At 61.0% G+C, this 11193-nt stretch carries 13 protein-coding genes; 5 read left to right on the top strand and 8 right to left on the bottom strand.

Going from position 1 to position 11193, the window contains the following annotated elements:
- Positions 1 to 294 precede the first annotated feature (294 nt).
- Positions 295 to 795: a YbjN domain-containing protein gene (locus tag EN884_RS10960; protein WP_013530009.1), complete on the top strand. Its 501-nt coding sequence runs from the start codon at positions 295 to 297 to the stop codon at positions 793 to 795.
- 27 nt (positions 796 to 822) lie between these two features.
- Positions 823 to 1182, top strand: coding sequence for a tRNA-binding protein (locus EN884_RS10955; protein ID WP_063168839.1), 360 nt, complete (start codon positions 823 to 825; stop codon positions 1180 to 1182).
- A 115-nt stretch (positions 1183 to 1297) separates the two neighbouring features.
- On the opposite strand, the gene EN884_RS10950 is transcribed toward EN884_RS10955, so the two are convergent.
- From EN884_RS10950 to EN884_RS10930, 5 genes are all read right to left on the bottom strand, one after another.
- Complete coding sequence (locus EN884_RS10950) at positions 1298 to 2872, bottom strand: hypothetical protein (protein WP_063168838.1); 1575 nt, start codon at positions 2870 to 2872, stop codon at positions 1298 to 1300.
- A gap of 207 nt (positions 2873 to 3079) precedes the next feature.
- Positions 3080 to 4102: a glycosyltransferase family 1 protein gene (locus EN884_RS10945; RefSeq protein ID WP_013530012.1), complete on the bottom strand. Its 1023-nt coding sequence runs from the start codon at positions 4100 to 4102 to the stop codon at positions 3080 to 3082.
- A gap of 220 nt (positions 4103 to 4322) precedes the next feature.
- Entirely contained in the window at positions 4323 to 5738 is a 1416-nt protein-coding gene (locus tag EN884_RS10940) for an ATP-binding protein (protein ID WP_013530013.1), read from the bottom strand.
- Positions 5739 to 5787: 49 nt separating this feature from the next.
- Positions 5788 to 6507: a response regulator transcription factor gene (locus EN884_RS10935; RefSeq protein ID WP_013530014.1), complete on the bottom strand. Its 720-nt coding sequence runs from the start codon at positions 6505 to 6507 to the stop codon at positions 5788 to 5790.
- A complete protein-coding gene (locus EN884_RS10930; protein WP_024505623.1) occupies positions 6494 to 7027 on the bottom strand; it encodes a MarR family transcriptional regulator in 534 nt (177 codons plus the stop codon). Before EN884_RS10930 ends, EN884_RS10935 begins: the two co-directional genes overlap by 14 nt.
- 246 nt (positions 7028 to 7273) lie before the next feature.
- Between EN884_RS10930 and EN884_RS10925 the strand changes: the two genes are divergently transcribed.
- The 3 genes from EN884_RS10925 to EN884_RS10915 all read left to right on the top strand — a co-directional run bounded on the left by EN884_RS10925 (position 7274) and on the right by EN884_RS10915 (position 9406).
- Complete coding sequence (locus EN884_RS10925) at positions 7274 to 8167, top strand: branched-chain amino acid aminotransferase (protein ID WP_013530016.1); 894 nt, start codon at positions 7274 to 7276, stop codon at positions 8165 to 8167.
- Between the two features lie 145 nt (positions 8168 to 8312).
- Positions 8313 to 8630 carry a hypothetical protein gene (locus EN884_RS10920; RefSeq protein WP_013530017.1) on the top strand — a complete coding sequence of 106 codons (318 nt, stop codon included), beginning with the start codon at positions 8313 to 8315 and terminating at the stop codon, positions 8628 to 8630.
- Between the two features lie 137 nt (positions 8631 to 8767).
- Complete coding sequence (locus EN884_RS10915; protein ID WP_063168837.1) at positions 8768 to 9406, top strand: MBL fold metallo-hydrolase; 639 nt, start codon at positions 8768 to 8770, stop codon at positions 9404 to 9406.
- A gap of 127 nt (positions 9407 to 9533) precedes the next feature.
- On the opposite strand, the gene EN884_RS10910 is transcribed toward EN884_RS10915, so the two are convergent.
- The 3 genes from EN884_RS10910 to EN884_RS10900 all read right to left on the bottom strand — a co-directional run bounded on the left by EN884_RS10910 (position 9534) and on the right by EN884_RS10900 (position 10894).
- On the bottom strand, positions 9534 to 9965 hold the full coding sequence (locus EN884_RS10910; RefSeq protein WP_013530019.1) for a BA14K family protein: 432 nt from the start codon (positions 9963 to 9965) through the stop codon (positions 9534 to 9536).
- Between the two features lie 183 nt (positions 9966 to 10148).
- Positions 10149 to 10361, bottom strand: coding sequence for a cold-shock protein (locus EN884_RS10905; RefSeq protein ID WP_013530020.1), 213 nt, complete (start codon positions 10359 to 10361; stop codon positions 10149 to 10151).
- A 320-nt stretch (positions 10362 to 10681) separates the two neighbouring features.
- Positions 10682 to 10894 carry a cold-shock protein gene (locus EN884_RS10900; protein ID WP_006202520.1) on the bottom strand — a complete coding sequence of 71 codons (213 nt, stop codon included), beginning with the start codon at positions 10892 to 10894 and terminating at the stop codon, positions 10682 to 10684.
- Positions 10895 to 11193 lie beyond the last annotated feature (299 nt).

The following is an 11193-nucleotide window of genomic DNA, read 5'->3' as shown; positions in this document are numbered from 1 at the left end:
TCGCTTAACGGCATTGCATGAATCTTTGTGACAGCGGCTTTCCACATGCGAATGACGCAGTGCGAAAAATTGGGCTGTTCACGCGACTCCCGATCAATAGACTGAATTTGTTGCATGATTCGGAGCAGGATCATGCGACCGGGCGGTGGGGTCCGGTCTGGGGTCTTTGCGTCGAGAAGTCGTCTTTGCGCGAGGAAAGTCCTGGCCGTCCGAGTTCTAGACAAGATTGTTCGTTGTGTGTGCCCTCCCGCGGAGCGTGTGGCGGCGCTCGTACAGAACGACAGGAAGCATTCCATGGAACTTCTCGAACTCGAATTCTCCCGCGAAATCCATCCGGTGGATGTTATCGAGCAGGTGGCCCACAACAACGACTGGTCTTTCGAGCGGGCCGGCGACGACGAGATTTCGATCTCGGTTGCCGGAAGCTGGACCGACTATCACGTCTCCTTTTCGTGGATGGAGGATTTCGAGGCGCTGCACCTGGCCTGCGCCTTCGATATCAAGGTGCCGGAGACCCGCACGCTGGAAGTGATGCGGCTCTTGTCGCTGATCAACGAGCAGATGCTGTTTGGCCATTTCGACCTCTGGGAGCAGGAGGGCGCGATCATGTTCCGCCAGTCGCTGCTGCTGGCCGGCGGGGTCGAGCCGTCGAGCCAGCAGGTCGAAGTGTTGCTGTCGTCGGCGCTGGAAGCCTGCGAATGCTATTTCCAGGCATTCCAGTTCGTCGTCTGGTCGGGAACCTCGGCCAAGGATGCCCTGGCCGGTGTGCTGTTCGAGACCTACGGCAACGCCTGAGTCCCCGTTAAGGCAGACAAGACCAAGATGAGTTCGAACACCGAGCGCAAGCCCGAGATCAGTTTTGCCGATTTCGATCGTGTCGACATCCGCGGCGGCACGATCGTCGAGGCCGAGCCGTTTCCCGAGGCGCGCAAGCCCGCGTTCAAGCTGAAGATCGATTTCGGCGCCGGCATCGGTATCAAGAAATCGTCGGCGCAGATCACCAAATACTATACACCGGAGACGCTGATCGGCCGGCAGGTGTTCGCGGTGGTCAATTTCCCGCCGCGCCAGATCGGTCCATTCATGTCGGAAGTGCTCACTCTCGGCTTTCCCGACGAAGAGGGCGCCGTGGTGCTCGGCGCGATCGAGCGTAAGGTGCCGGATGGCGGGCGGTTGTTTTAGGGTCTCAACTGGGGATCGGAATCCCCCGCGAACCGGGATGGATTGATAATCCTTTCGGCAGATGCTTCAGCATGAATTTCATGCCATGTCGTGACAGGAGTGTCGCGCGTGGACATCATCCGCTTTTCCTGTCCGCGTCGACCAATTTCCTTATTCTGTAAAATTTGAACTGTTTGCCTTCGGCGATTAATTCAAGGTTGCCGTGTCGTGGCGGGCTGCGCTCCGGCGCGATTACCAGCAGATAGTCAAAGTCACGGGTCCAATGCGCTGCATACGCTGCCTCGACCGGTGGTAAAGCACCGGCGGCGTAGGCCTCCAGCTCAGACATCGGGATAGGCCCGCCTTGCGGTACGGTCAGGTTTGCCACTTCCGGCCGGGGCCTCACCGGCTGTTTTCCCGGATAGGTGAACAGCGTTGGCATCAGTGCATTGCGTGTGACTACAGCCAACGCGGCAGCATTGTACATTGGATAAAGGAGCAGATTCGTTGGCGGGTCGTCTGGGAGGCCATTCTGGCCGGTAAGGATTCGCGAACCCATTGGAATGGCGTCGAACGCGGTCATAAGGGCACGATATTCGCCGCGGCACGACAATTGGGCCCAGATCGCGATGCCACTGTTTGCAAGCCCGGCGCCAAACGCCAGCGCGACGAGAAGTGTTCCACGCGAGCCTTGCGGACGCTTGATCGTGACGAAGGCTGGCAGGATCAGAACAAGCGCCAGAAGGACGCGCCCGTCGACAAAGGCCGTGTCCGCAACGCGAAACGGCATGAGAATGAACAGGCACAAGAGCCCAAAGCCTATCCAGCAGCCGACGCGAGAGACCGCCACCATCCTGTGCTTCACCGCAAGGTAACTGAGAATGACCAGCACCACGGTCACGGCTGAGGAAGTGTATCTGCTGAAGCCGTTGACTTGAACCAGCGCCAACAATTTCGCCGACAGGGCCCATTCGGTTCCTTCGCCACCCACTTTGCCGCCGTAGGCGAGCGCCAGGGCGCCAACTGCGACGACCGGAGCAGCCATTCCGGCAACCAGCAAGATCGTGCGTTTCCAATTCTCAATATGGTCTGGCCAGCGGGAGAGTTCGTACAGCCCCACCACAATGCCATACAGGCCGAGGGCAAATAGGTGAGAGATATACAGAACCACGACGAAGACGGCGTGGATCGCAAGGCGCAGCGGCAAAGGTCTTTCCGCAAGCCAAATCCAAACCGCGATGGACCAAAGAACGATCCCGAGTCCAAATTCAAAATTCACGAATCCGAAAGCGAAAGGCATGGCGTAGAGGAAGAGCGAAGCGACGAAGCCGCTGAGGATCACACGCCCCTGTGCGGCCGCTCCGACGGCCATTGCCCCGCTGACGACCAGCATTTGCGAGACTAGATAGAAAAGCTTTGATGCCAGCTCGATCCCGATCAAGCGCCCAGCGAACGGGACGACGAGATCCATGGCTAGATTAGGGTAGGGTGCCCACGCGGCTTCATAGTAGGGATGGGCTTCGGGCGTACCGGCGCGCATCAGGATCGACATTCTTGCGAGATGATTTGGATAGTCTGCCATAGCGGGTATGTCGACGAGCAGTACGGGCAAGAAAGCCACCACCAGCAGAACTATCAGCAAGATACCTTCTGGCCTGATGAAATGGCTCGTGTAACTGTTGATTTTGTTGCTGGCTGTTGCTTCGAGCATGCCACAATGTAGGTAGAAATGGTAAATTTTGAGTCGCCGACAATTATCAATCTGACTTGGTCATGGCTCCGAAGTCGCACAATACGTCACGCCGAACCATCCCTTTGAAACAAGGTGCCGTGGCAGACTAACGGTTGATTGTGCGTCGCCGCGCTTTGTCATCCGTGGCGGTGTGTCAGCTTCGCCCTTGGATAACGAAAAGCACGATCAGGCCGCCAGCTTTCGCCGTGTGCCCAGTGCTTCCTCGACCGTATCGAGGAACATTTCCGCACAGGCCTTCCAGCTATAGCGCATGGCGCGTTCGCGGGCTTCGGCACGGTCGACGTTGAGCGCGGCGAGTGAGGCCTCGCGCAAATCGTTGGAGACCGCGCCGCCAAAACCATCGCCGACAATGTCGATCGGCCCGGTCACCGGATAGGCGGCAACCGGCGTGCCGCTGGCCAGTGCCTCGATGATGACGTTGCCGAACGTGTCGGTGCGGCTCGGGAAGACGAAGACGTCGGCCGACGCATAGATCTCGGCCAGTTCGTCGTTGGGGCGATGGCCGAGGAAATGCGCTTGCGGATATTTCGCCTTCAGCCTGGCAAGCTCGGGGCCTTCGCCGACGATCACCTTGCTGCCGGGCAGGTCGAGGTCGAGGAAAGCACCCAGGTTCTTTTCGATGGCGACGCGGCCGACGCAGAGGAAGATCGGGCCGGGGAAGCCGAGGTCCTTCTTCCTGTCCGGGCGGAAATGGTCGGTGTCGACGCCGCGCGTCCATGGCCGCAGCTTGGTGAAGCCGCGCGCGGAAAGGTCGTCGGCGAGCGACTGGGTGGCGACCAGCGTGCCCTGGCCGGAATTATGGAAATCGCGCAGCCAGCGATAGGCCCAGCTTTCCGGCACCGGCAGGCGGGCGCTGAGATATTCGGGGAAGCGCGTGTGATAGCTGGTGGTGAATGGACGGCCGGCATTGCGGCAATAGCGCCGCGCCATGATGCCCAGCGGTCCTTCGGTGACGATGTGGATGTGGTCGGCCTTGCCGGCGTCGATCAGGCGCGCGACATGGCCGGGCGTGGTCAGCGCCAGCCTGATGTCGGGATAGGTCGGCAAGGGCAGGGTGCGAAAGATATTGGGCGTCAGGAAATCCACCGCGACGTCGAAGGACTTCAGCGTCTCGGTGAGCCGCTCCAGCGTGTGGACGACGCCGTTGACCTGCGGGCGCCAGGCATCGGTGACCATCAGTATGCGCATGGCGGCCCTTTGCTTGAAAGGTCGACGGTTGCCTTGAGACGATGCCGGAACGGCGACCAGCCTGCTGCTCTCGCTTCGCTCCAGCGCACCCGGACAGGTACGGGGTCGAAGTGAGGCGGCAAGGCCGAATCAATTGAGGTCGCGCGCTTCATGCGCGCTCTTGATCATGGTTTCATGACGGGCGGATGAAGCCGTTTCCACTTTTCGCAATCGTGCCCGGTTATGCCGGAACCTTGATGATGGCGCGCAGTCCGCCGAGCGGGCTGTCTTCAAGAGTGATGTCGCCGCCATGGGAGCGGGCGATGTCGCGGGCGATCGACAGGCCGAGCCCGGTGCCGCTGGCATCGAGGTTGCGGGCCTCGTCGAGCCGCACGAAAGGCTTGAACACGTCTTCGCGTCGATCGGCGGGAATGCCCGGACCATCGTCGTCGATGGTGACCAGCAGCGAGCCGCGGCCATGGGTGGCGTTGACCTCCACCGTCTTGGCATAGCGGAAGGCGTTGCCGATGACGTTGGACATCAGCCGGGCAAAGGCATTGGGCCGCACATGCACATCGTGATCGCCGGCAAGCGTCGTCGACAGCTTACGCTTGCGCAGCCTGGCTTCCTCGTCGAGCTTTTCGAAATAGGCCTCGAGATCGAACCGTCCGGCGTCTTCCGAAGCTTCGCCGCGGGCAAAGGACAGATAGCCTTCGAGCATCGACTGCATGTCGTCGATGTCCTGGTCGAGCGCTGCCTTGGTCTCGGCCTTGCCGCCGGAAAGCGCCAGCTGCAGCTTGAAGCGAGTGAGGATGGTTCTGAGGTCATGGCTGACGCCGGTCAGCATGGCGGTGCGCTGTTCGATCTGGCGTTCGATGCGCTCGCGCATCTGCATGAAGGCAAAGCCGGCGCGGCGAACCTCCTCGGCGCCGCGCGGCCGGAAATCGCGCGGCATCGGCCGGCCCTTGCCAAAGCTTTCGGCGGCTTCGGCAAGCATCAGGATCGGCCGGATCTGGTTGCGCAGGAAGGGAATGGCGATCATCAACAGCACCAGCGAGGTGCCGACCATCCAGATCAGGAAGATGTGGGTGTTAGAGGCATAGGCCTGGCTGCGGCGCACGAAGACGCGCAGCACCTTGCCCTCGAGCTGCACGCGTACCTCGACGATGTTGGAGTTGCCGACCGTGTCGATCCAGAACGGGCGGTTGATCTGGCGGGTGATCTCGGACGAGAGAACATCATCCAAAATCGAGAAAAACGGCTTTGGACCGGGCGCGGGGAGTGGGTCGGGCGGCAAGAGGTCGACCTTCAGCTGCATGCGGTCCTGGGCGATGCGGATTATGTTGGTGTAGTCGGCATCGCGCGGATAGGTCTCGATCAGGTCGATGATGGCGGCGATGTCGCGCACGGTGGCCTGCGACAGGCGCTGCGTCACGGTTGCCCAGTGACGTTCCATGAAGACGAAGGCGACGACCGATTGCAGCAGGATCATCGGCGCGATGACGATGATCAGCGAGCGGGCATAGAGCCGCTTGGGCATATAGAGCGAGACGAGGCGCCAGAAGCGGTTCCAGGCGCGCGGCACCGCCTTCAGCGTCCGCGCAGCGCGTGCGCTCAAGCCGCCATTGCCCGGCTGTTCCAGTTCCGTGGTTGCCATTCGCTCTTTTCGCTTGCCCGCAGCCGTTCAGCCGGCCGCAGGCGGCATTCTATTCCACGCTGAGCCGATACCCAATACCGCGTACGGTCTGGAGCCAGACCGGATTGGACGGATCGCGCTCGATCTTGCGGCGCAGCCGGTTGATCTGGACGTCGATGGTGCGCTCGCCGACTTCCGAATCGTCGCCGACAAGCTCGTGGCGGGGTATCGTCTCGCCCGCCCGCGCGGCGAAGATCGCCAGGATCTCCTGCTCGCGATCGGTCAGCTTCAACGCCTCGCCGCCACGCTTCAATTCGCGCCGGGCGATCTGGAACGTGTAGGGGCCGAAGACCAACTGCTCGACCTTGGGCGTGGTCGCCGGGCCACCGCGGCGCAGGATGTTGTTGATGCGCAGGATCAGCTCGCGCGGATCGAACGGCTTTGGCAGATAGTCGTCGGCGCCAGCCTCCAGCCCTGAGATGCGGCTGTCGGTCTCCGACAGCGCTGTGAGCATCAGGATCGGTACGTTCTTTTCGGCCCGCAGCGACTTGGTCAGGTCGACGCCCGTCTCGCCGGGCATCATGACGTCCAGCACCAGAAGGTCGAAGTCGAGGCCGGCAAGCTTGCGCCTGGCTTCGCCGGCATTGCCGGCAACGGTGACGCGAAAGCCATTTTCGGTCAGATACTGCTTGAGAAGATTGCGGATGCGGGTGTCGTCGTCGACGACAAGCAGATGCGGCGCGTCGTCGTCCGGCGCGGCCGCGTGATCGACCCGTTCAGTGCTCTCCATGGCTTTTCCCTGACATTTTTGCGGACCCAACGTCGATCTGCGCCCTCAGTTCCGGATTGACCATCGCTTCGAGGAACCGTTCCACCAAGGTCCGTTCGGTTACTCCGGAATCCCCCAATGCAGCATGGATGCGGCGCGACTGTGGCCGCGCCAGCGCCAGCGCCAGCGCACGGCCTTTGGCTGTCGGATAAAGTTCGCGCTGGCGGCGGTCGCGCGGACCTTGCAACTGCACGATATGGTCGGTGTCGATCAGTTGCTTGAGCACACGGGCCAGGCTCTGCTTGGTGATCTTCAGCACGTCGAGCAGTTCGGCGACCGTCAGGCCCGGCCTGCGGTTGACGAAATGCAGCACCCGGTGGTGGGCCCGGCCGAAGCCGTAATCGGCCAGGATCTGGTCCGGATCGGAGGTGAAGTCGCGATAGGCAAAGAAGAGCAGCTCGATGATGGCGAAGTCGATGCCGTCCTCGACCGACATTGCGGTCCTGATCGGTTTTCCGGCGGCTGGGCTTCGATCCGTCATTATTTCTCCGTGGGAAAGAGAGATTATGTCAGTACTATTGACGTAATTTCCCTGCAATGGTAATTTTTGACAAGCTTTTGGGCGGATTGCGAACGAAAAGGCAAGGGAAGCCGGTTTTTCCGGAATTTCCTAAGTTTGCCAGAGCGCAATTATCCGCCTACGCTCCACCATAAAAGCCGCTTTGGGCGGCCGACACGAAACACACAACGATACAACTATCCGGGCTGCCGCCCGTGGGAGGTTACCATGGCATCCGTTCCCTTCGATCAACTCGATGGCTTCATCTGGATGAACGGCGAATTCGTCCAATGGGGTGACGCCAAGATCCATGTGCTGACGCACGGGCTGCATTACGCCAGCGCTGTTTTCGAGGGAGAGCGCGCCTATGGCGGCGAGATCTTCAAGCTCAACGAACACACCGAGCGCCTGCATGAATCGGCACGCCTGCTCGGTTTCAAGATCCCCTATTCGGTGGCCGAGCTCAACGACGCCTCTTCCACGCTTCTCAAGAAGCAGGGTTTCCAGGACGCCTATGTCCGGCCGATCGCCTGGCGCGGCAGTGAGCAGATGGGCGTCTCGGCGCAGAACAACCGCATCAACTGCGCCATCGCCATCTGGCAATGGCCAAGCTATTTCGATCCTGCGCAGAAGCTGAAAGGCATCCGTCTCGATGTGGCGGAATGGCGCCGGCCCGACCCGCGCACCGCGCCTTCCAAGTCGAAGGCCGCCGGGCTCTACATGATCTGCACCATGTCCAAGCACGCCGCCGAGGCCAAGGGCTATGCCGATGCCATGATGCTCGACTGGCGTGGCCAGGTCGCCGAAGCGACCGGAGCCAACATCTTCTTCGTCAAGGACGGCAAGATCCACACACCCAAGCCCGACTGCTTCCTCGACGGCATCACCCGCCGCACGGTCATCGGGCTGGCCAAGGATCGCGGCCTTGAGGTGATTGAACGCGCCATCCTGCCGGAAGAGCTGGAAAGCTTCGAGCAGTGCTTCCTGACCGGGACGGCAGCGGAAGTGACGCCGGTTTCGGAGATCGGGCCTTACCGATTCGAGGTCGGCGAAATAGCCAAGAATCTTATGAATGACTATTCTGCGGCCGTTCAGCCCAAGCACGCGATCGCCGCAGAATAACGAAAGTCACAGCTTTTTTAGGAAGTAGGGGCGGTTTTCGGGCCGCCCCTTTTATTTCAGCGTTTCTGCATTTGACTTTCGTCCAATTCGGCGTCTCATGATGGTGTCGGCCCGGGAGGCTGACAGCTATGGAGGGACTAATCATATGGACATGAACACGCTTCTTCCGATCATCATACAGGTGATTACTGGCATCATCGGTGGTCAGGCGGTCGGTGCGGCGCTCAAGACGGCGGCGATGGGTCAGCTTCCCAAAATCCTGGGCGGAGCCATTGGCGGCGTCGGTGGTGCGGCGATCCTCGGCAGCCTGCTGGGTGGCGGTGCGGTCGATCCGGCGGCTGCGGCAGCAGCAACGAGCGGTCTCGGCAGCGCGCTGAACCTGCAGAACATCGTCGGCGGCGCCGGCGGCGGCGCGATCCTGACCGCCATTCTCGGCGCGGTCATGGGCGCCATGAAGAAGTAAGCAGGCCGTTTCGGTCTTTTCAAATGGGCGGCTTCGGCCGCCCATTTCCGTTTTGGGGCTACTGACTGTTCGTCTTTCGAGGGTGGACGCCCTTTGTCCGCGCCTCTACATCACCCGTGAACATCGAAAGGACGATCATGGGTCAGCTCAATGCCGGCATCGTGCCGGTCACACCGTTCCAGCAGAATTGCACCATCCTGTTCGACATGGATGACAAGCATGGCGTCGTCGTCGATCCGGGCGGCGATATCGACAAGGTACTGGCGGTGCTGAAGGACAATGCGATCTCAGCCGGAGCTATCTGGATAACGCATGGCCACATCGACCATGCCGGCGGTGCAATGGAGTTGAAGGAGGCGCTCGGCGTCGAGATCATCGGTCCGCATGAGGCCGACAAGTCGCTGCTCGACAATCTGGAAAACCAGGGCAAGCGCTACGGCATCGCCGGAGCGCGCAACTGCGTGCCCGACCGGTTCCTGGCCGAAGGCGAGACCGTGTCGTTCGGCGGCCATGTGTTCGAGGTGCTGCACTGCCCCGGCCATGCGCCCGGTCACGTCGTCTACTACAACCGCGCAGCCAAGTTCGCCCATGTCGGCGACGTGCTGTTCCGCGGCTCGGTCGGCCGCACCGACCTGCCGGGCGGCGACCACACGGCGCTGATCGCTTCGATCAAGGACAAGCTCCTGCCGCTCGGCGACGACATCGGCTTCATCTGTGGCCACGGTGCCGGCGGACGTTTTGGCGAGGAGAGGCGGACCAATCCTTTTTTGACTTGAACCAGGCTCGGAACCGTAGCTGTTTTTCATCAGCCTCAAGCAGACCGTTGACATTGTAGAGACCACAACAAAAAAGCGCTGGCCTTGCGGTCAGCGCTTTTCTGTTTTGGGGCAGGGAAGCCCTTGGTTAGTTGGCAGTGCAGAAATGCTGTTCGCCGTCATTGCCGGTGAACGTGCCGGTACGGGAATTGAAGCTGCGGTAGCGGTCCGAGCAATATTCGTACCAGTCACGCGTCCACGGTTCGGCATAACGATTGGCGTAGACCACCCGCGGCTCCGCATAATAGCGGCGGACCGGGGCCGGGCGCACCACGACGTCACGATCGTAGTAACCGTCATCGTAGTAGCGGTCAGCGTCGGGCGGCGGGCGGTCATTGGCCAATGCGCCACCGATCAGCGCCCCGGCCGCGAGGCCGAGCACGCCGGCGGCAATGGCATCGCCATTGCCATGATGGCCATGATGACGGCGCCAGTCGCGCGCATTGGCGGCGGGCAAGGCCGTGAGCGTGGTGGCGGCCACGGCAGCGGCCAGGACGGCGGTTTTGAAAATTCGGTTCATGTCGGTCTCCTTCGTTCCGGCCCGTGCAGTTTCGGGGATGCGGTCCGGCTTTACCGAAGACTAATATGCGACCGTGGCTGAACGGGGGCTGAACGGATTTTAACGTGTTTATTCAAAACGGACGTCAAAAATCACAGGCTCTCAAGGGAGCGATCTGCCCGGGAGCGCCGGTTCGAAGCCGGCTCAGCCGACCGACAGGTTGACGGCCTTGGGACCCTTGCCGCGCTTATCCGGCTCGGTATCGAACGACACTTTCTGCCCATCCTCGAGGCCGGGAAGACCGGACGCCTGCACAGCTGAAATATGGACGAAAACATCCTTCGCGCCATCATCGGGCGTGATGAAGCCGAAGCCCTTGGCATGATTGAAGAATTTGACGGTGCCGGTCTGCGGCATGGGAAGCTCCTTTGTCCCATAAACTCCAGTCTCGGGCCGGCAAATGCCCGAGTGGAAATTTGTCCTTTATTTTAGCGTCATCGGCAAGAGAAAGTTTTGCGGGCGTCTAAAGCACGTTGCGGCATGCTTCGGGTCTTTGTTTTTATGCAAGTCGTTGCCCAGAACCCGGCCGCTTGGGCGACATCACTGGCCCGCGCCTTCGATAAGGAAAAGGCGCGACGAAGATCGCCGCGCCTTTCAAAATTCAGATCCCTCTCCAGGCCAGGTGCAGGCATGGAGCCTCCGTCGCACGTCTAAGTGACATGCGGCGCGCCGATGGCTCAGGCTGCGCGGAGGTTGACGGCCTTGGGGCCCTTGCCCATGCGGTCCGGCTCGACGTCGAAGGTGACCTTCTGGCCATCAACGAGCGTGCGCAAGCCGGAAGCTTCGATCGCGGAGATATGGACGAACACATCCTTGGCGCCACCATCGGGCGTGATGAAACCGAAGCCTTTGGTCGCGTTGAAGAATTTAACGGTGCCGGTCTGGGCCATTGGGGAAACTCCTTCACCCGTTCAGTCTTTGGTGGTCCCGCCCGCCGCCTGGCGCAAAGGGCAGTTCCCGGTGGTTGCTTCGGCAGTCATGCATTGGCGCATGGTCAAACCCCCCGCCGAAAACGGGGCCGTCAGAGATTCACAGTATCGGGGAAAGGTCGTCCAAAACGTTCCGCTCTCCGGGTCGCAAATGCCCGAACACGGAATTTATCGCACGGAAACGTGATGGTTGCAAGATACCGCCGCGGGCCGCCGTACTGGCGCGTCCCGACGCATCAATCGACTGACCTGAGCATCGA

It is taken from the genome of Mesorhizobium sp. M7A.F.Ca.AU.001.01.1.1, from assembly GCF_004022735.1.
Lineage (GTDB): Bacteria > Pseudomonadota > Alphaproteobacteria > Rhizobiales > Rhizobiaceae > Mesorhizobium > Mesorhizobium ciceri.
Note: the sequence above shows the minus strand (reverse complement) of the source record. Positions and strands in the feature narration are given on the sequence as shown.